This window comes from Rhodococcus sp. ACPA1, assembly GCF_002300195.1.
GTDB lineage: Bacteria > Actinomycetota > Actinomycetes > Mycobacteriales > Mycobacteriaceae > Rhodococcus_F > Rhodococcus_F opacus.
Genome location: NZ_NSDX01000003.1, coordinates 835903 through 854327, shown reverse-complemented (window position 1 = coordinate 854327; position 18425 = coordinate 835903). Strand labels below are relative to the sequence as shown.

The window sequence follows — 18425 nt, the reverse complement described above, 5'->3', positions numbered from 1 at the left end:
CCAGGCACCCCAGGGTGCACACCTGCCTACCCTCGAATTCGGGGAGGTGCCGCGGCCGCCATCCGAGTAGCGTCGAACGGGTGACTATTCGCCTTGGATATCAGATGCCGAATTTCAGTTACTCCACCCCCGTCGCGGACCTGTTCCCGACTGTCGTCGCGCAGGCCCGTGAGGCCGAATCCGCGGGCTTCGACACCGCATTCGTGATGGACCACTTCTATCAGCTGCCGGGTATCGGTGCGCCCGACGAACCGATGCTCGAGGCGTACACCGCCCTCGGCGCCCTCGCCACGGCCACCGACAACATCCAGCTGTCCGCGCTGGTCACCGGCAACACCTACCGCAACCCGCCCATGCTCGCCAAGGCGGTGACCACCCTGGACGTCGCCAGCGGCGGACGGGCCGTCCTCGGAATCGGCGCCGGCTGGTTCGAACTCGAGCACAAGCAGTACGGCTACGAGTTCGGCACGTTCACCGACCGATTCGAACGACTCGACGAGGCGCTGCAGATCATCGCGCCGATGCTGCACGGCGAACGTCCGACGTTCGACGGCAAGTGGTATCACGTCGAGAACGCGATCAACGAGCCGCGGATCCGCGACAACCTGCCGATCATGCTCGGAGGTGGCGGTGAGAAGAAGACGTTCGGTCTCGCCGCCCGGTTCGCCGACCACCTGAACATCATCTGCAATGCCGGTGAACTGCCGCGCAAGCTCGAGGCTCTCGATGCCCGGTGCTCGGAGATCGGTCGCGACCGGTCCACGCTGGAGACCAGCTACCTGGCCTTCGTCATCATCGACGAGGACGGCGACCGCGCCCGGCAGCTCCAGCACGACTTCCTGCTCACACAGGGTGTCGACCTGTCGAAGGCGTCGGACGAGGAACGCGCCGCCGCCACCGACCGGCAGTTCTGCGGCGCCCCCGACGAGGTGGCCGAGCAGCTGAAGACCCGTGTCCTCGACACGGGAATCGACGGCATCGTCCTCAATCTCGTCGCCAACGGGCACGAACCCGGCATCGTCGAACTCACCGGGCGCACGTTGCGTCCCCTGGTCGACGCCTGACCGTTCCAGCCGCCCGGAATACGCGCACTACCTCTGCGGTTGCACCCAGAGGTAGTGCGCGAGGCTAACCTCTCGCGCCTGTTCTTGGTGACGAAAGGTGACGAATCCCGTGAGCGCTGTTCTGTCGATTCTGGATCTGGCCTACATCCGCGAGGGCGACACGGCGCGGGACAGTTTCGATGCGAGCGTGAAGCTCGCACAACTCGCGGAGACCCGCGGGTACCGCCGGATCTGGTATGCGGAGCACCACAACATGCCGTCGATCGGCTCGTCCGCGACGAGCGTCCTGATCGCGCACGTCGCCGCACACACCGAGAGCATCCGGCTCGGCGCAGGCGGCATCATGCTGCCCAACCACGCGCCGCTGACGATCGCCGAGCAGTTCGGCACCCTCGCCACACTGCACCCCGGTCGCATCGACCTCGGTCTCGGACGCGCCCCGGGCAGCGACCAGAAGACGATGTACGCGCTGCGCCGCGACCCGGCGTCCGCGGACCGCTTCCCGCAGGACGTGCTGGAACTCCAGGCATACCTCAGAGGTGTGTCACGGGTACCCGGCGTCGACGCCATCCCCGGCAAGGGCACGAACGTTCCCCTCTACATCCTCGGGTCCTCGCTGTTCGGCGCGCAGCTCGCCGCGAAGCTCGGACTCCCCTACGCCAACGCGTCGCACTTCTCCCCCGACTCGCTCGTCGATGCCGTCACGCTGTACCGGGAGCGGTTCGAGCCGTCCGAGGATCTGTCCGAGCCGTACGTGATCGCCGGCGTCAATGCCATCGCCGCGGACACCACCGAGGACGCGCACCGGCAGTTCGAAGCGTCCCTGCGGCGGCGGGTGGTGCAGATGGTCGGCCGCGGGCAGAAGTTCACCCCCGAGGAGGTCGACCTCATCATGACGTCCCCGGCGGGTCAGCAGGTCGCGCAGATGGTGCGCTACTCGGCCGTCGGCACCCCCACCGAGGTCAAGACGTACCTCGACGAATTCGCCGAGCACGCGCAGGCCGACGAGCTGATCGTCGCCTCCCACGCCGAGAACACCGAGTCCTGGCTGAAGACGTACGACCTGCTCGCCGACGTGTGGCGCTCCGCGCCCGTGCGCGGTTAGCGAGTCTCTGGACTCGTCGACCGCGCACGGGCGGCGAAGCCGCCTACTGCTCGTGGACGATCACGCCACGCAGGTTCTTTCCGTCCCGCAGATCCTGGTAGCCCTCGTTCACCTGCTCGAGCGTGTACTTGGTGGTGATCAGCTCGTCGAGCTTGAGCTGACCCGCGTCGTACAGGCGTAGCAGGCGGACGATGTCGTACTGCGGGTTGGCCGAGCCGAACAGCGAACCCTTGATCGTCTTCTGGTTCAGGGTCAGGTCGGTTCCCGAGATGTGCACGGTGAGCTTGGCAGGGTCGGCGAGGCCGGTGATGACGACGGTGCCGCCCTTGCCGATGACGGCGGTCGCGTTCTGCACCACCTCTTCGTCGACGGTGCCCACCAGGATGAGGGCCTGATCGGCGCCCTGTCCCCAGGTCAGTTCGTTGACCTTCTCCGCCGCGGTCGCGGCGTCCGCGAACGCGTGGGTGGCGCCGAACTTCAGCGCGGCCTCCCGCTTCATGGCCACCGGATCCACCACCACGACGTACTTGGCGCCGGCGCTGACCGCGCCCTGCACGGCGTTGATGCCGAGTCCGCCGATGCCGTAGATGACGACGGTGTCACCGGCGCGAACTCCGCCGGCGTACACCGCGGTGCCCCAACCGGACGGCACACCGCAGCCGACGAGGACGGCGGTCTCGAGCGGGAGCCAGTCGTCCACCTTCACCACCGAGTGCTGCGAGATGGTGGCGCGCTCCGCGAACGTGCCGAGCATGCACATGGCACCGAAATCCTGCTTGCCGGAGTGGAACCGGAACGAGCCGTCGGGCATCGAGCCTTCGAGGATCGTGGCGCCCATGTCACACAGGTTCTGGCGGCCGGTGGCGCAGTACCGACACGTGCCGCAGTTCGGGATGAAACTGCAGACCACGTGGTCGCCGGGCTTCACCTTGGTGACACCGGGGCCGACTTCCTCGATGATGCCGGAACCCTCGTGCCCGCCGACGATGGGGAAACGCGGCGGCAGATCGCCGTCGGTGAGGTGCAGGTCCGAGTGGCACAGGCCTGCCGCCACATACTTGATGAGCACTTCTCCGGGACCCGGACCGTCGAGCTCGAGTTCCACGATTTCGAACGGCTTGTGCGTTTCGAACAGAACCGCTGCTTTGGTCTTCATGTCTTCTCCTCGTTGAGTGACGGTCAGAGTGCGATGTTGACGGCTTTGGTCTGGGTGTAGAGATCGATGGCGGTCGCCCCGAGCTCACGTCCCCAACCGGACTGCTTGTATCCGCCGAACGGCATGGCGGTGTCGAACCCGTTGTACTGGTTGATCCACACCGAACCGGCCTTGAGCTGACGGGCCGTGAGGTGCGCCTTGGACAGGTCCTTTGTCCAGATTCCGGCGGCGAGGCCGTAGATGCTGCTGTTCGCCGCCTTCGCGACTCCCTCCTCTGCGTTGAACGGGAGCGCTGCGACGACGGGGCCGAAGATCTCCTCCTCCACGATGCTGAACTCGGGCTTCACGTCCACGAACACTGTCGGCTCGACGTAGAAGCCGGTGTCGCCCCAGCGCTTTCCGCCGGTGAGGGCGCGGGCGCCGTCGGCGAGTCCGGCGGCCAGGTAGCCGGTGACCTTGTCGAACTGTTCCTGCGACACCAGCGGTCCGAGTTGGGTGGTGGGGTCGAGTCCGGGGCCGATCTTGACCTGGCCGGCGGCCTCGGCGACCGCTGCGGTGAAGTCGTCGAAGATGCTGTCCTCGACGAACATCCGGGTGCCGGCGACGCAGCACTGGCCGTGGTTGAACAGCCAGGCGTTGAGCGATCCGGTGACGGCGGCGTCGAAGTCCGCATCCGCGAACACGACGTTGGCGCTCTTGCCGCCGAGTTCGAGCGACACCTTCTTCAGGTTGCCCCTGGCGGCGTCGACGATCTTCTTCCCGACCTCGGTGGAGCCGGTGAACGCGATCTTGTCGACGTCGTCGTGGGCAGACAGTGCCGCGCCCGCGTCTCCGTAGCCGGTGACGATGTTGACGACGCCGGGCGGGAACCCGGCCTCCTCGAACACCTCGCCGAGCAGGATCGCGGTGAGCGGGGTCTGCTCCGCGGGCTTGAGGATCACCGTGTTGCCTGCGGCGAGCGCGGGCGCCAGCTTGAACGCGGCCATGAGCAGCGGGAAGTTCCAGGGAACGATCAGACCGCAGACGCCGACGGGTTCACGCAGCGTGTACGCATGGAACTGGCCACCGGGGACGAACGGCATGCTCACGTTGACCGTGCTGCCCTCGATCTTGGTGGCCCAGCCCGCGAAGTAGCGGAAGATGTCGGCTGACCAGGCGACGTCGACAGCCGCGGCGATGCCCGCCGACTTGCCGTTGTCCAGCGCCTCGAGCTGGCCGAATTCCTCAGCGCGCTCGGAGAGGATGTCGCCGACCCGCCAGATCAGCCGTTCGCGCTCGTTGGGCTTCATGGTGGCCCACGGGCCCTCGTCGAATGCCGTGCGTGCGGCCCGGACCGCGCGGTCGACGTCTTCGGCGCCACCGCGCGCGACGGTGGTCAGCACCTGCCCGGTGGCCGGGTCGATCGTCTCGAACGTCTCGCCGCTCGCCGATTCCACCCACTGCCCTCCGACGAGGAATCGCTTGGTGCCGGACAGAAAGTTCCGTACCGACGGCAGGAGTTCCGCTTGGCTGGGTTCGATCGTCGCTGTCATCAAAACCTCCGAAGTTGTGAATGTGACGTGGCTCATAGTGCACTGGTTGCCATATCACTAACTGTCCTGACTTCGGACACCTCCGGACGGTCGCGGATCGGTGGATGAAACTGCAGCTAGACGGTGATATCGAGGGCTCGGATCCGGACGTAGAGCGTGCTGCGGCTGATGCCGAGCGCGGCCGCGGCGTGCACCTTGTTGCCGCCGCATTCCTGCAGTGCGTCGACGATGGCCTGGCGTTCGGCGCGTTCGCGGCCGGCCAGCCGGGACACCCGCGTCGGCGTCCGATACTGGTCGGGTAGATCCGCGACGGCGATGTTCGCGCTGGTGCGCCTGCCCGCGGCAGCCTGCAGCACCACGGACAGTTCCGCGATGTTGCCCGGCCAGTCGCGGGCGATCAGAGCGTCGAGCGCGCTCGCGGTGAGGCGAAGACCGGGATCGACAGAATCGAGGATCCCCTGCGCGATGTCAGCGAATTCGCGGCTGCGTTGCCGCAGCGGCGGAAGCACCACTTGTCCGGGGCAGCGGCCCACCAGACCCGCCACGCCCGGCGGCAGGTCACCCAGAGGAGAACTCGTCATCACGATTCGTGGCCCCGCGTCGGCCGCCAGCATCTTCACGACCAGCGGCAGCATCGACTCGGGCAGCAGTTGCACTTCCTCGATCGCCAGGACCGCGGAGGGTCCCGCTGCCAGCGTGAGAAGTCGGTCGACCCAGGCCTCGGCGCCGTCGAGAGCGATGGCGGCGGCGTCCATACACACGAGCGACCGGTCGCCGGCAAGGTCGCGGACCGCCGTCGTCCTGCCGGTTCCCGGTTCGCCGCTGATCACCACCGGATCCCGGGTCTCGCGCAGCCGCGACAACTCCGACCTGCTGCGTTCGACGACGGAACTCGACGGGGACTTTCCGCGTCGGATGGGGGTGCTGGTCCGGCGGTCCGGTCGGACGACGAACACGGCCCCGCCGTCCGTGCCTGCCACGCGGTCGGCGCGGACCAACGCCGGTTCGCCCGAGGACAGTTGGATGCGCACCGTCTTCGACTGCTCCGGACGCAGGTCCGCGGCAAGCCCCCGCAGCGTCGCATGATCGGACACCTGGAGCAGGTCGAGCGCCACCCGGTTGCTGAGCAGAATGTCCTCGCCGATCGCGGTGACCGCCATCTGATTCTGCGGCGAGACCCGCTGAAACGCGTCCACGAGCCGCTGCTGAGACACCCGGGACCCTTCGAGCAGCCGTCGTTCGATGTCCCCGGCCGCGCGGGCCAGGAACGGGGCGAACAGCGGGTTGGCACGCGACGCGACGCCTGTCATGTCGAGGATGCCCTCGACGCGGCGCGTCACCGGATGCACGATCGGGTGTCCGTAGCAGCTGAGATCCTTGAACCGCTCGAGGTAGTGCTCCTCGCCGTGGATCACGACACCGCGCCGGACCTCCATCGGAGTCCCCAGCGCGGTGGTCCCGACGCAGTCCTCGCCGAACCTCGAGCCCAGCACCGCCCCGGCACCGTCGATCAGGCGCTCGAGTCCGGGGCCGTCGAAGAGCCGGGCGACGATGCGGCAGTCACGGTCGGCGAGCAGGACACAGAATCCGGTGCCCTGGATCTGTTGTTCCATTTCGTCGAGGACGGGCCGGGCCGCCTGCAGCAGCCGGCTGGACTTGTCCAGGTCGGAGCAGGGGTCACCGGTCGGCGTCGAACTCGGTTCCAGGCCGCTGAGCGCCGAACGCTTCCAGGACAACGCGATCTCCGGCCGCATCGCCGCGTGCCCGGTCATGCCGCCAAACTCCAACCTCGACTCCTTGCCGCGCGCGGATCCGGTCGTGCACGGTGCACGACTCATACCCGAACGTACCCACCCGATGTGACCCACGCCATAGTGCCTGCGGGGGCGGCGAGCAACTGTCCGGAATCTGGACAGTGCCGTGTTCACTCAGTCGAACAGCCCCCGCACGAACGGGATGGTGTCGGCCTGCGAATCGACGAGTGTGCCGCTGTGGTCGGTGGGATAGGTCTTGAACGTGGCCGGCTCCCCGTTCGCGGTCAGTGCCGCGACCAGCGAGAACGCCGAGGGGGCGGGCACGTCGATGTCGGTGAGCCCTTGCCCGATGAACAGGGGACGGTCGTACCCGCTCGTCGGGACGCCCATGTAGTCCACGAGCAGTCCGTGGAAGTTCGGGATCTGGTTCAGCGGCTTGCTGAACAGGTCGCCGACCACTACACCGTCCGCGGCGTCGTGAAGGTCGTTGACGCACAGCTGCTCCGCGGCGTTCACGTAGTGGGCGCCGAGCGGGGTGAGATACGAGTCGAGGTCGATGTCGGGGTGCGCCGACCGCAGTCCCGCGAGGATGTAGAACAGGTACGACGTGATGCCGGCGGGGATCGCCGTGGGCGGCACCCCCGGGCCGAGTGGCAGCAGTGTCAGCTCGATGTTCGCGGGCACACCCGTTCCCACGGCCCCGCGGTAGTCGAGCGTCTCGCCGCCGTACTCGGTGGCGTAGCGGGCGGTGGTGATCGCGGCGCCGCCGCCCTGCGACTGGCCGACCACGACCCACTTGTTCGACAGGGACTCGTCGACGGCGCGGGCGGCCTTCACCGAGTCGACGATGCTGTGCGCCTCGACCTTTCCGTCGAGGTACGGCATCACACCTGGTGTGCCGAGGCCGACGTAGTCGGTGGAGACGACGGCATATCCCTGCTCGAGCCAGTGTCCGAGGTACGGGTAGTCCCGCTCGGGGAGCGCGGGCCCGACGAGCGAGGGCGCACAGTCGTCCGCGAGACCGGACGTGCCGTGCGCCCACGCGACCACCGGCCATCCTCCGTCGGGCGCCTCCCCCGGCGGCACGTACACGGCGCCGCTGCTGAGCGCGGGGCTCCCGTCGGACCCGATCGACCAGTAGGTGATTCGCTGCGCGTCGGCGGCACCGGGGATCCAGAGGTCGACGGGCAGAGGCTCGACCTCCACGACGCTCCCCGGCGCGCGTTCGGCCTCGTTCGCGAACGCGGCCGGGGAGGCGAGGCAGGTGCCGCCCACTGTCAGCGATGCGATCGCGACGAATGTCGCGGCTCGCGCCATCCGTACCGAGTGTGTCTTCACCGCTTCAAGATAGAGCGTCCCCGCACGTGAGTGGCAAAGCGTGCAGGAGCACGCTTTGCCACTCACGTGCGCTACGTCTGGGACGCGAGATCCCGTCCCCGGGTCTCGGGGATCGTGACCAGTGCGGCGATCGAGACCGCGACCAGCGCGAGCGCGTACCACTCGAAGAGTTCAGGCGTACCGCGGTCGGCGAAGAACGTCTGGACGTACGCGGCCGTCCCGCCGAACGCGGCCACACCGATCGAGTACGGCACTCCGACACCGGCGGCACGCAACCCGGTCGGGAACAGTTCGGCCATCATTGCCGGCATGACCGACAGGATCGCGCCCATCACGAACAGGGCGATCGCCATCGCGAAGAACAGCGTGACCGCGCTGTGCCCGATCATGGCGTTGAGCGGAAACAGCAGGGCAGCGATACCGATGTTGCCGATGTACAGCACCGGCTTGCGTCCGATCCGGTCCGACAACGCACCCCACAACGGCAGCGACGCAATCAGTACGAGATTCGCGCCGACCCCCGCCCACAGTGCGCCGGACGGATCGATGCCCCGGACGGCGATCGCGTACGCCGGCGCCGACACGGCCCACACGTAGTAGACGACGGTGCCGCCGACCGTGAAGAACAGGATCTGGAACACCTGCCGCCGGTGCGCCAGGAACAGCTGCCACATCGACTGCTTCGCGGTCTCGTCACCCGACTCCTCGTAGACTTCGGTCTCCTTCATCCGGGACCGCATCCACAACACGAACAGTCCGAGCACGCCGCCCAGCAGGAACGGCACCCGCCAACCCCAGTCGGCCATCTGCTCCGAACTCAGCGTCGTCGTGAGCAGTGCGCCGAGAAGCGTGCCGACGACGACCCCGGTGGTGTTGGAGATGTAGATGAGACTGGACCAGAGTCCACGCCGGGCCGTCGGCGCGAATTCGACGATGTAGGTCTGCGCGGACGGTAATTCGCCGCCGTGCGCGACACCCTGCGCGAGGCGCGCCACGACCAGGACCACCGCCGCCGCGACGCCGATCGTCTGGTGGGTCGGGGTCAGACCGATGACCAGACTGCCGACCGCCGCCAGTCCGACGGCGAGCGTCATCGACAGCTTGCGTCCCCGCCGATCCGACAGCCAGCCGAACAACAGACCGCCGAACGGCCTGGCGACGAATCCGACGGCGAAGACACCGAACGACGCGAGCAGGTCGGAGACCGCGGAGCCGGTGTGGAAGAACTGCGGGGCGAAGAACGCGGCGAACGTCGCGTAAACGGTCCAGTCGAAGTACTCGATCCCGTTTCCTGTGCCCACACCGACGATCGCGCGCGCCTTCTCCCAGCGCTCGGATCTCTGCTGGACGGTGTTCACGGTCCCGCTCTCGGTTGCGATCTCGGTCATCGTGCGTCGCTCCCCGCCGCCACAGCAGCATTGTCGGACCGGGCCTTGTCCAGCCGTCGAACGGCCAGTCCGGCGTAGATGGCGGCGGCGTCGGCGAGCACCGCGTCGTCGAATTGCGCTCGGGGCGAATGGTTCATGGGAGCGGCAGCGGGATCGGCGCCGGGCATGCACGCGCCCAGTCCGATGAACGCACCGGGCACTTCCCGCAGGACGTAGGAGAAGTCCTCGGACCCTGCCATCGGGTGCGTGACCGTCTCGTATCGGTCCTCGCCCATGAGGTCGCTGACCACTTCGGCACCGAACGCGACCTCGTCCACGTCGTTGATCGTCATCGGGAACTCGGGGGCCACGGTGACGTCGACCTCGACCCGTTGCGCGGACGCCACCCCCTCCAGCACTCGGCGCAGCGCCGTCGGCACCTTCTCGTACGTGGCGGGCGAATAGCACCGGACCGTCGCCTCGAACCGCGCATCGTCGGGAATGATGTTGTGCCGCGACCCTGCCTGCACGTTCGCGACCGTCACCACGACGGGGTCGAACACGTCGAACGTCCGGGTGACCATCGTCTGCAGCGACGTGATCATCTCGGCCATCGCGGTGATCGGATCCCGGGCAGTCGACGGGGACGATCCGTGTCCGCCCGCCCCGCGCACCGTGACGGTCAGCTTGTACGACGCCGCGAGCAGCGTGCCCGCCTTGGAGAAGAACCGCCCCTGTGGCTTCTGGCAGGAGAAGACGTGCATGCCGTAGGCGGTGTCGGCGCGGCGCCCGGCGGCGTCGAGCACACCCTCGTCCACCATCACCTTGGCGCCGTCCCACCCCTCCTCGCCGGGCTGGAACATCAGGACGACGTCACCCGCCAACTGGTCGCGATGACGGCTGAGCAGTTGCGCTGCGCCGACCAGCGCAGCGGTGTGCAGATCGTGCCCGCATCCGTGCATGGCTCCGTTCTGCGCCGCGAAGTCGAGTCCGGTCTGTTCGGTGACCGGGAGTCCGTCCATGTCGGCGCGCAGCAGCACCGTCTGCGCGGCGTCGATCGGGCGCCTGCCGCCGCGGAGCACCGCGGTCACCGATGTCGTGTTCGTTCCCGTCGAGATCTCGAGCGGCAGGCCGTCCAACGCCTCGAGGACACGTTCCTGCGTGCGCGGCAGGTCCAGTCCGACCTCCGGTTCGCGGTGCAGTACGCGACGCAACTGCACGAGGTCGCCCTGGAGGGCGCGGGCGTCGTCCACGAGATTCATTGCTCTCCCTTATGTCGGTGGTCACTTTCTCGACCGAATGCGTCGGTGGTCATATGCTGTGATCCGCGGAACGACGGACCGCCGAGAACGTCGAAAACGATCATCTGTACTGACTCAGAAAGTGTTCTATGCGTGAAATGCTGACAGAATCCGAGCTTTCGCTCATTCACGCGTTGCAGATCCGTCCGCGGGCGACGTGGGCCGAGCTCGCCCCGATCCTGCGGACGACGTCCGCGACGCTGGCGAGGCGGTGGGAGTCGATCACCGAGCGGGGACTGGCCTGGATCACCGCGTACCCCGCGCCGATGACGGGCGCCGGTGCATTCACCGCCATGATCGAGGTGACGTGCGATCTCAGCGGCACGAAGGCGCTGGTGGAGGCCCTCACCCGCGACCCGCGGGTGGCGTCGATCGAGCATGCCGCGCGCGGGCGGGACCTCATCCTGACCGTGCAGACGGGATCCCTGCACGAGTTGTCGGACCTGGTGCTCGAGGAACTGCCCGGCCACCCGAGCGTCAATTCGACCCGGACCCACACGTGCACCGCACTCCACGCCGAGGGCAGTCGCTGGCGCCTCGATTCCCTGGATACGGCACAGTCCGCCGCGATCGCCGCACTGGAGAACACCTCTCCGCAGTCCGGATCGGCTCGGCCGGAAAGCCTGACGGACGAGGTCGCCCGCGCTCTCGTCCGCGAACTCACCCGGAACGGCCGGGCGTCCGCGCGCGAGATCGCCTCGGTCATCGACCGGCCGGCATCGTCGGTTCGCAGGCAGCTCGCGGGCTTGCTGCGCTCCCGTGCGGTGGTGCTGCGCTGCGACGTGGCCCAGGACGCGACGCGGTGGCCCATCACCGTCACCTGGTGGTGCCGCCTGCCCGTGCGCGCACACCGGGAAGTCGTGGAGATCGTCAACACCCGGCCCGAACTGAGGTTGTGCATGTCGCTCACCGGACCCGCGAACTTCCTCGTCAGCATGTGGGTGCCTTCGCTGCCCGACCTGTTGCGGGTTCAGGAGTGGCTGGAAAGCCGAGCCCCCAGCCTCGAGATCATCGACTCGTCGGTAACGCTCCGGTCGCGGAAGCGGATGGGGTGGGAACTCGACACCCACGGCCGCGCGACCGGTTATGTCACCGCGCACGGCGGCTGACCACTACGGTCGAATGCGCCACCATCGGACCGGCTGGAGCAGGTGATCACCGTGACCTCTACCGCGAAAACGTCGACTACCGGCGAGCGTGCCGACTTGCTGGAGTCGCTGGCGAAACACCGCTACTTCCTCCGCTACTCCGTCCGGGACCTCACCGACGAGCAGGCGGCCCAACGCACGACGGCGAGCGATCTGTGTCTGGGCGGACTCGTCAAACACGTGTCGGACGTCGAACGGGTGTGGGCCGACTTCATTGTGCGCGGCACCGATGCCGTGCGCGGCGGTCCCGCGGACGGCACCGACACCGACAATCGCGAGAAGGAGTTCACACTCCGCGAGGACGAGACGCTGGCCGACGTCCTCGACCGGTACGCGAAGGTGGCGCACCGGACCGACGAAATCGTGGCCTCGCTGCCCGACCTCGACATCTCGCATCCGCTGCCGAGAGCGCCGTGGTTCGAACCGGGATCACGCTGGTCCGCCCGCCGTGTCCTCCTCCACATCATCGGCGAGACTGCGCAGCACGCCGGGCACGCCGACATCATCAGGGAAGCTCTCGACGGGTCGAAGTCGATGGGCTGAGTCAGCCGCGTGTGCGAGCCTCGATGAGGAAGCGGGTCGAGTGCGCCACGAACGGGCCCTCCGCCTCGATCAGCTCATGGAGCTCCCGCAGCCGCTCGAGGTACTGCTGGACGGTGAAGCCGGGCACCATCCAGATCACTTTGCGCAGGAAGTAGATGACGGCACCGATGTCGAAGAACTCGATCCGCAGGGATTCGAAGCGGAGATCGACGACGTCGAGACCGGCGGCCTGAGCGTCCGCACTCTCGTCCTCGTAGTGGCGGCCACGCCGCACCTTCTCGGGTTGCGGCCCCAGGAAGTACTCGACGAGTTCGAAAACACTCGCATGCCCGACGTGCTGCGAGAAGTACGTGCCTCCGGGTTCCAGGACGCGGGCGATCTCGTCCCACCACACCGTGGCGGGGTGCCTGCTCGTCACCAGGTCGAAGGCGCCGTCGGCGAAGGGCAGCGGCGGCTCGTCCGGGTCCGCCACCACCACCGCACCGAGCGGGTGCAGCAGCGCCGTGGCCTTCGCGACGTTGGGCGGCCACGATTCCGTCGCCACCATCACAGGAGGCATCTTCGCCGCACCGGCGAGGACCTCCCCGCCCCCGGTCTGGATGTCCAGAGCGGCATTCGCGCGCGCGAGCCGTTCACCCATCAGGCGCTGATAACCCCACGACGGCCGCTGTTCGGTGGCCCGGCCGTCCAGCCAGGAGAAATCCCAGCCGTCCACCGACACGGATTCCGCCTCGGCCACCAACTCCTCGAATGTGCGTGCCATGCCGGGAAGCCTGACAGAAAGTCCCGGATCGATCGAGCGGATTACCGGGGGAAGCACCGGCCCGTCACCGACGTTGACTCAGACATGACCGTCCCGGAACACCGCGCCCGAATCGCCGAGGAGCGCGCCGACGCCGAGCGCCGCATCGCATCGCTGACCGGCCGTTTCACCGCGATCGTGGAGGGTTCGGAATTCACCACGGACGACGACGAACACGACCCCGAGGGCTCGACCATCGCGTTCGAACGAGCCCAGGTGTCGGCGCTGCTGGCCGACGCGCGGCGTGAGGTCGAGGATCTGGCGGCGGCGCAGCAGCGACTCGACAATGGGACGTACGGTCTCTGCGTTCGGTGCGGCCTGCCGATCGCCGATGTGCGACTCGACGCGCTACCTGCCGCGCAAACCTGTATCGACTGCGCCGGCTAGCCCGTGTCGCCGGCCAGGAGGGCTCCCCATTCCCGGGTGGCCACGTCCCGTGCCCGTCGATGGTCGTCTGCGGCGGGGTGCACGCCGTCGGCGAGGTCGGCGAGGGCTTCCGCCAGATCCCCGACATCGACCTGATGCCGCATGGAGGAATCGAGTAGTTCGTCGAAGGCCTGGTCCGCGCTGTACGAGCTTCCGCGCGCGGTGGTCAGGATCTGTACTGCAGCGTCCAAAGCGGACAGGTGCCGTGTCGCGCGGGTGTCGCGGTGAGCTTCGATCGTCAATCTTCCGCCTCTGAGGTGTCGCCACTGGGCGTTGCCGGTCTCTTGTGACCACATCACATCACGATCCGGGCGTCCGCGTTGCCGAATCGAGACCGTGTCCGAAAGTTGTTTCTCGCCAGCAGGATACGAACTCCGGGCAAGATACTTGTAACTCTCGTTACTACTTCAGGGTACTACCCGTCGGTAGGTCCGGGCGGCGCCACATTTCTGAATGGCTCCAGAACAGCGGATCGAAACCGAACAGTTCGGCCATTCCGGAATACTGGTTTCCGGGTGGAGGTCTCCGCCCGACGCGATCGGACGGCCGTGCGCCGCGCAGTCCCTGTGGACCCGTGTGACCAGAACTGTTCAGAATCGGGATGATTGACGTGAAACTCGTCGTCGACCTCAATCGGTGCCAGGGTTACGCGCAGTGCGTATTCCTCGCACCCGGCGTCTTCACCCTGCACGGAGAAGAGGCTCTTCTCTACGACGCGGGCCCCACCGACGACGAACGCGACCACGTGGCGCAAGCCGCCGCCGCGTGCCCGGTGCACGCCATCACCACGGACATCCCCGACCGACACGATGGGCAGTGACGTGCGGATCGTCATCGTCGGAGCGTCGCTCGCGGGCCTGCGCGCCGCGGAGGCACTGCGGGGGCAGGGCTTCGACGGTTCCCTCACCCTGATCGGCGACGAACCCTACGAGCCGTACGACAGGCCCCCGCTGTCGAAGGCCGTGCTCCTCGGAATCATGCCGCCCGACCACGCGGCGCTGCCCTTCCGCCCGGACCTCGACGCGCAGTGGCGGCTCGGCGTGCGGGCCACCAGTCTCGATCTGGAGCACAACCGGGTGGTTCTCAGCGACGGCGACACCGTCGAGTTCGACAAGGTGCTGATCGCGACCGGCGTCCGCGCCAGGCCGTGGTCGAACTCGTCCGAGGCCGCACTCGACGGCGTCTTCACCATCCGAACCTGCGACGATTCACGCCGGCTGAACGAGCGACTGTCCGCCGGACCACGTCATGTCCTGGTGATCGGGGCCGGATTCACCGGCTCGGAGATCGCGTCGGTGTGCCGGGAGCGCGGGTTGTCCGTGACGGTCACCGAACGCGGCCCGGCACCGCTGGTCGGCGCGCTCGGCGGAGTGGTGGCGGCGGTCGCGGCCGACATGCAACGCGACCACGGCGTCGACCTGCGCACCGGCGTCACGGTGACCGGGCTCGACGGGGACGGCAACGGGCAACTGCGCCGTGCGCATCTGTCGGACGGGACCACACTCGACGTCGACGTGGCGATCGTCGCGCAGGGCAGCATCCGCAACACCGACTGGCTGTTCGGCTCCGGTCTCGCCGCCGGGCCCCGGGGAGTCACGTGCGACGCCGGTTGCCGGGCGTTCGACATCAACGGCATCGTCACCGACAACGTGTTCGTCGCCGGTGACGTTGCGCGGCAACCGCATCCGCTCTACGACTACCAGCTGCTGGCGCTGGAGCACTGGGGTAACGCGATCGGTCAGGCCGAGGTGGCAGCGCACAACATGATCCACGACGGTCTCCGCCGGCGGCCGCACCTGGAGATTCCGGCGTTCTGGTCCAGCCAGTTCGGCGTCAACATCAAGTCCGTGGGTATCCCCACCTACTCCGATCAGGTGGTGATCACGCAGGGTTCCGTCGCCGACAGGCGATTCGTGGCGGCGTACGGCTTCCGCGGACGCGTCACGGCCGCTGTGGCGTTCAATCAGGGTAAGTGGCTCGACTTCTACCGGGGATTGATCGAGTCGGCGGCCGCGTTCCCCCCGGACTTCGACGTCATGGACCGGGCGGAGCCGTTCGAGGTGCGTGCGTCGGAGTTGCCGGACCCGGCCGTTCTCAGCCACGGACCCACCGTCGCGGTGACCGGCCATCTGCCCACCGAACGTCGCGTCGAGTTCGTCTCGCTACCGAAGTAACAGGGAGAGTGTCCATGTCGCGTGCGCAGCTGTTCCAGCGGATCACCGACCAGGCGAGCCGGCCGAATCCGTATCCGCTGTACGAGGAACTTCGTGAGACCCGGGTGGCGCCGCAGGACAACGGCTCCTACCTCGTCGGACGATACTACGACGTCATGGCGCTCCTGCACGACCCGAGGATCAGCTCCGATCTGCACAACCGTGGTCCGGGACTTCCCGGCGCGGATCGTGCCGGCGACGGGCCGGAGTCGTTCCTCAAACTCGATCCGCCCGAGCACGATCGGTTGCGCAGACTGACGACGCGACAGTTCGGTCCGCCGCACAGCCCCGACCGAATCGACTCCATGCGTGGCGAACTCGCCACACTCGTCACGAAACTGGTCGACGGTCTGGACGGTAAGGAGCGCATCGACATCGTCGACGACTTCGCCTACCCCTTCCCCGTCACCGTGATCTGCCGACTGCTCGGGGTACCCCACGAGGAGGAACCCAGGTTCCACGCCTGGGCCGACGCGTTGGTGGCAGCCATCGACCCGCGGCGCACCAGCGCCGACAACGAGCAGGCGAAAGTGGCGCAGAAGGCCCAGATGGAGATGGCCATGTTCATGGCAGGTCTCATCGAGGACCGTCGCCGCGATCCCGGCGACGACATGTTGTCGGGGCTGGCCAACGATTCGGGCCCCGACGGTCAGCTGAACACCGTCGAGTTGGTCACCAATTCCATCCTGCTGTTCATCGCCGGACACGAGACCACCGTCAACCTCATCACCAACGGCATGCTGACCTTCCTGCGCAATCCCGATGTTCTCGAACGTCTTCGCGCCGAACCGGAGTTGATGCCGCAGGCTGTGGAGGAACTGCTCCGCTTCGAACCGCCCGTGCATCTCCTGGGCCAGCGGACGCCGATCGTGGACATCGAAATCGACGGTGTCACCGTCCCGAAGGGTTCGCCGCTCGTACTGGCATTGGCATCGGCCAATCGTGATCCCGAACGCTTCGTCGACGCCGACAAGTTCGTCCCCGACCGCACGGACAACCAGCACGTGGGTCTGGGCAGCGGCATCCACAGTTGCTTCGGCGCTCCCCTCGCCCGCCTCGAGGGGCAGATGGCTCTTGCCGAGCTCATCCGCCGCCTCCCCAATCCGCGCCTCGTCGAGGACCCGCCGCCCTACCGGCCCAACCCGGTGCTGCGAGGTCCGCGGCACCTGCTGGTGGACTGTGGGTGAGTTACCGCCGCGCATGGTCGATCAACTCACCGGGGTGATGTCGGTGATTGATTCGCGGTCTTCGGGTGGGGTCGATGTGTGGTGGCGGGATCCATTCGGTCCGGCCCGCGTATGCGGAATGGTGGGGCGTGGACCTCGTCGCCCATCCGGCCGGACCGTCGTTGACCTGAGCGTGGCAGGCGTCGCAGACCAGGGCGAGACCCTCGATGTCGGTGTGACCACCCTTGTGCCAGTCCGTGACATGGTGCACCGCACACAGACTCGCCGGTGCCGAGCAACCCGGGCGGGTGCAACCCCCATCCGCGGCGATCAGCGCGAGCCGTTGGTCGGCATTGGCCAGACGACGCCGCCGACCAAGGTGCAGTGGACGACCCGCATGGTCGAATAGCGCGAGCACCGGATGCGCCTCCTCGGCCAGTGCTAATGCGTCCGCGATCGGGAGCAACCCACCGGTGGCGGTCGTGGCCAAGCCCCCGACTGCCTGCTCCAACTGCTCGAGCGTCATCGTGACGATCACCGTGGCAGGTAGACCCCGGTGCCGGCCGAGCACCCCCGACTCGAGCAGCGCCCGGAACACTGCGCTGAACGCATCGTGATTGCGCTGCGCTGCGGTGCGGGTATCGCGGGCGGCCGCCGCCGCCAACAGGTCACGATCGATCGAGGGGTCTTCGCCGTCGCCGGCCGGCGAGTCGGGATCGTCCGGATTGTTCATTCCGGGCCGCGCCCATTTGGCGAGGATCGGATCGAGCATCGCCCGCGCTACGGGATCGAGTTCACCGGAGATTCTCGACATCAGCTCGGTGTCCTGCCGACCGATCGAGATGCCCCGTCGGCGTTTCCGGTCGCGGTCGTCGCCGAGGTTCCCGTCCGGATTCAGGTATGCCAGCAACCGGTGCCCGGCCTGCTCCACATCCTCCGGGGTTCCGCTTCTCGCCAAGTTCGCGAGCACGGTCTCGGCGTCGGCGACCGCGTCGTTGTCGACGGCGTGGGGAATCTTGCGCATCACCTTCGCAATCGCCCGCACATGATCCGTGCCGATGTCACCGTCGCTCTGTGCCGCAGCGGTTTCCGGCAACACCGGTGGCATCGGAACGCCAGCGAGAGTGTGCCACACCCCCAGCTCGCGGGCGGCGGTGACGCGGGCGGACGCGTCCGCGCCCGAGATCCGGAGCACGTCGATCAGGAGCTTCTTCGGCGACGAACATCCCAGACTCGCCGGGACCGAACGTTCCACGCTCTCCACGACCAATCGGTGTGAGACCGCCTCCGCGCGTCGAAGGCACTGCTCCACCCCACGCATCACCTCGACGAGATCAGAGTCCGACAACTCGGCCAGCCCCGCATCGAGCAACCCGTCCACCGCGGCAGCGAGCATCGACAGATGCTCCGCCACCCGGCTACCCACCGACCCCCCAGTCGAACTCATGTGCGAATACTACCGCGGGGGTCCGACAAGTTTCGGACGCGAAACTCGCCTCCCCACCGGACC

The 18425-nt window shown here is 67.6% G+C and carries 17 protein-coding genes; 8 read left to right on the top strand and 9 right to left on the bottom strand.

Features of this window, described 5'->3' with window-relative positions; all coding sequences use genetic code 11:
- Window positions 1–80 precede the first annotated feature (80 nt).
- A complete protein-coding gene (locus CJ177_RS14480; RefSeq protein ID WP_025433250.1) occupies window positions 81–1064 on the top strand; it encodes an LLM class F420-dependent oxidoreductase in 984 nt (327 codons plus the stop codon).
- Between the two features lie 109 nt (window positions 1065–1173).
- Window positions 1174–2169 (top strand): LLM class flavin-dependent oxidoreductase, encoded by a 996-nt coding sequence (locus CJ177_RS14475; protein WP_061041274.1) that lies wholly within the window; start codon window positions 1174–1176, stop codon window positions 2167–2169.
- Between the two features lie 43 nt (window positions 2170–2212).
- Here CJ177_RS14475 and CJ177_RS14470 read toward each other — a convergent pair whose 3' ends face one another.
- The 6 genes from CJ177_RS14470 to CJ177_RS14445 all read right to left on the bottom strand — a co-directional run bounded on the left by CJ177_RS14470 (window position 2213) and on the right by CJ177_RS14445 (window position 10578).
- On the bottom strand, window positions 2213–3325 hold the full coding sequence (locus CJ177_RS14470) for an NDMA-dependent alcohol dehydrogenase (RefSeq protein ID WP_061041241.1): 1113 nt from the start codon (window positions 3323–3325) through the stop codon (window positions 2213–2215).
- Between the two features lie 23 nt (window positions 3326–3348).
- Entirely contained in the window at window positions 3349–4857 is a 1509-nt protein-coding gene (locus tag CJ177_RS14465; protein WP_005251153.1) for an aldehyde dehydrogenase family protein, read from the bottom strand.
- 116 nt (window positions 4858–4973) lie between these two features.
- Entirely contained in the window at window positions 4974–6629 is a 1656-nt protein-coding gene (locus tag CJ177_RS14460) for a sigma-54-dependent Fis family transcriptional regulator (protein WP_025433251.1), read from the bottom strand.
- 156 nt (window positions 6630–6785) lie between these two features.
- Window positions 6786–7928: a lipase family protein gene (locus CJ177_RS14455; RefSeq protein WP_095867989.1), complete on the bottom strand. Its 1143-nt coding sequence runs from the start codon at window positions 7926–7928 to the stop codon at window positions 6786–6788.
- 92 nt (window positions 7929–8020) lie between these two features.
- Entirely contained in the window at window positions 8021–9337 is a 1317-nt protein-coding gene (locus CJ177_RS14450) for an MFS transporter (RefSeq protein ID WP_025433252.1), read from the bottom strand.
- Entirely contained in the window at window positions 9334–10578 is a 1245-nt protein-coding gene (locus CJ177_RS14445) for a M20 family metallopeptidase (RefSeq protein WP_095867988.1), read from the bottom strand. The genes CJ177_RS14450 and CJ177_RS14445 overlap by 4 nt, the downstream gene beginning before the upstream one ends.
- A gap of 128 nt (window positions 10579–10706) precedes the next feature.
- Here CJ177_RS14445 and CJ177_RS14440 point away from each other — a divergent pair, with 128 nt between their 5' ends.
- Together CJ177_RS14440 and CJ177_RS14435 are read left to right on the top strand one after the other, a co-directional pair.
- Complete coding sequence (locus tag CJ177_RS14440) at window positions 10707–11726, top strand: Lrp/AsnC family transcriptional regulator (protein WP_095867987.1); 1020 nt, start codon at window positions 10707–10709, stop codon at window positions 11724–11726.
- Window positions 11727–11768: 42 nt separating this feature from the next.
- The gene (locus CJ177_RS14435) at window positions 11769–12308 is read left to right on the top strand and encodes a DinB family protein (protein ID WP_095867986.1); all 540 of its coding nucleotides are present in this window, start codon (window positions 11769–11771) and stop codon (window positions 12306–12308) included.
- A gap of 1 nt (window position 12309) precedes the next feature.
- On the opposite strand, the gene CJ177_RS14430 is transcribed toward CJ177_RS14435, so the two are convergent.
- Window positions 12310–13071, bottom strand: a complete 762-nt coding sequence (locus CJ177_RS14430; protein ID WP_061041245.1) for a class I SAM-dependent methyltransferase — start codon at window positions 13069–13071, stop codon at window positions 12310–12312.
- Window positions 13072–13155: 84 nt separating this feature from the next.
- Between CJ177_RS14430 and CJ177_RS14425 the strand changes: the two genes are divergently transcribed.
- A complete protein-coding gene (locus CJ177_RS14425; protein ID WP_005251144.1) occupies window positions 13156–13497 on the top strand; it encodes a TraR/DksA C4-type zinc finger protein in 342 nt (113 codons plus the stop codon).
- Here CJ177_RS14425 and CJ177_RS14420 read toward each other — a convergent pair.
- Window positions 13494–13778, bottom strand: coding sequence for an ANTAR domain-containing protein (locus tag CJ177_RS14420; RefSeq protein WP_061697948.1), 285 nt, complete (start codon window positions 13776–13778; stop codon window positions 13494–13496). The genes CJ177_RS14425 and CJ177_RS14420 overlap by 4 nt on opposite strands.
- 359 nt (window positions 13779–14137) lie before the next feature.
- Here CJ177_RS14420 and CJ177_RS14415 point away from each other — a divergent pair, with 359 nt between their 5' ends.
- From CJ177_RS14415 to CJ177_RS14405, 3 genes are read left to right on the top strand one after another with little or no spacing between them, the layout of a single operon-like run.
- Entirely contained in the window at window positions 14138–14356 is a 219-nt protein-coding gene (locus tag CJ177_RS14415) for a ferredoxin (protein ID WP_005251142.1), read from the top strand.
- Window positions 14346–15710, top strand: coding sequence for an NAD(P)/FAD-dependent oxidoreductase (locus CJ177_RS14410; RefSeq protein ID WP_025433256.1), 1365 nt, complete (start codon window positions 14346–14348; stop codon window positions 15708–15710). The genes CJ177_RS14415 and CJ177_RS14410 overlap by 11 nt, the downstream gene beginning before the upstream one ends.
- Window positions 15711–15724: 14 nt before the next feature.
- A complete protein-coding gene (locus CJ177_RS14405; protein ID WP_095867985.1) occupies window positions 15725–16936 on the top strand; it encodes a cytochrome P450 in 1212 nt (403 codons plus the stop codon).
- A 1-nt stretch (window position 16937) separates the two neighbouring features.
- Here CJ177_RS14405 and CJ177_RS14400 read toward each other — a convergent pair whose 3' ends face one another.
- Window positions 16938–18362, bottom strand: a complete 1425-nt coding sequence (locus CJ177_RS14400; protein ID WP_257014525.1) for an HNH endonuclease signature motif containing protein — start codon at window positions 18360–18362, stop codon at window positions 16938–16940.
- Window positions 18363–18425: the final 63 nt, after the last annotated feature.

What these genes read in the sequence shown, in the direction of transcription:
- CJ177_RS14470 (WP_061041241.1), bottom strand. Translation starts at nt 3,325, where the DNA reads ATGAAGACCAAAGCAGCGGTTCTGTTCGAAACGCACAAGCCGTTCGAA.
- CJ177_RS14465 (WP_005251153.1), bottom strand. Translation starts at nt 4,857, where the DNA reads ATGACAGCGACGATCGAACCCAGCCAAGCGGAACTCCTGCCGTCGGTA.
- CJ177_RS14460 (WP_025433251.1), bottom strand. Translation starts at nt 6,629, where the DNA reads ATGACCGGGCACGCGGCGATGCGGCCGGAGATCGCGTTGTCCTGGAAG.
- CJ177_RS14455 (WP_095867989.1), bottom strand. Translation starts at nt 7,928, where the DNA reads ATGGCGCGAGCCGCGACATTCGTCGCGATCGCATCGCTGACAGTGGGC.
- CJ177_RS14450 (WP_025433252.1), bottom strand. Translation starts at nt 9,337, where the DNA reads ATGACCGAGATCGCAACCGAGAGCGGGACCGTGAACACCGTCCAGCAG.
- CJ177_RS14445 (WP_095867988.1), bottom strand. Translation starts at nt 10,578, where the DNA reads ATGAATCTCGTGGACGACGCCCGCGCCCTCCAGGGCGACCTCGTGCAG.
- CJ177_RS14440 (WP_095867987.1), top strand. Translation starts at nt 10,707, where the DNA reads ATGCGTGAAATGCTGACAGAATCCGAGCTTTCGCTCATTCACGCGTTG.
- CJ177_RS14430 (WP_061041245.1), bottom strand. Translation starts at nt 13,071, where the DNA reads ATGGCACGCACATTCGAGGAGTTGGTGGCCGAGGCGGAATCCGTGTCG.
- CJ177_RS14425 (WP_005251144.1), top strand. Translation starts at nt 13,156, where the DNA reads ATGACCGTCCCGGAACACCGCGCCCGAATCGCCGAGGAGCGCGCCGAC.
- CJ177_RS14415 (WP_005251142.1), top strand. Translation starts at nt 14,138, where the DNA reads ATGATTGACGTGAAACTCGTCGTCGACCTCAATCGGTGCCAGGGTTAC.
- CJ177_RS14410 (WP_025433256.1), top strand. Translation starts at nt 14,346, where the DNA reads ATGGGCAGTGACGTGCGGATCGTCATCGTCGGAGCGTCGCTCGCGGGC.
- CJ177_RS14405 (WP_095867985.1), top strand. Translation starts at nt 15,725, where the DNA reads ATGTCGCGTGCGCAGCTGTTCCAGCGGATCACCGACCAGGCGAGCCGG.
- CJ177_RS14400 (WP_257014525.1), bottom strand. Translation starts at nt 18,362, where the DNA reads ATGAGTTCGACTGGGGGGTCGGTGGGTAGCCGGGTGGCGGAGCATCTG.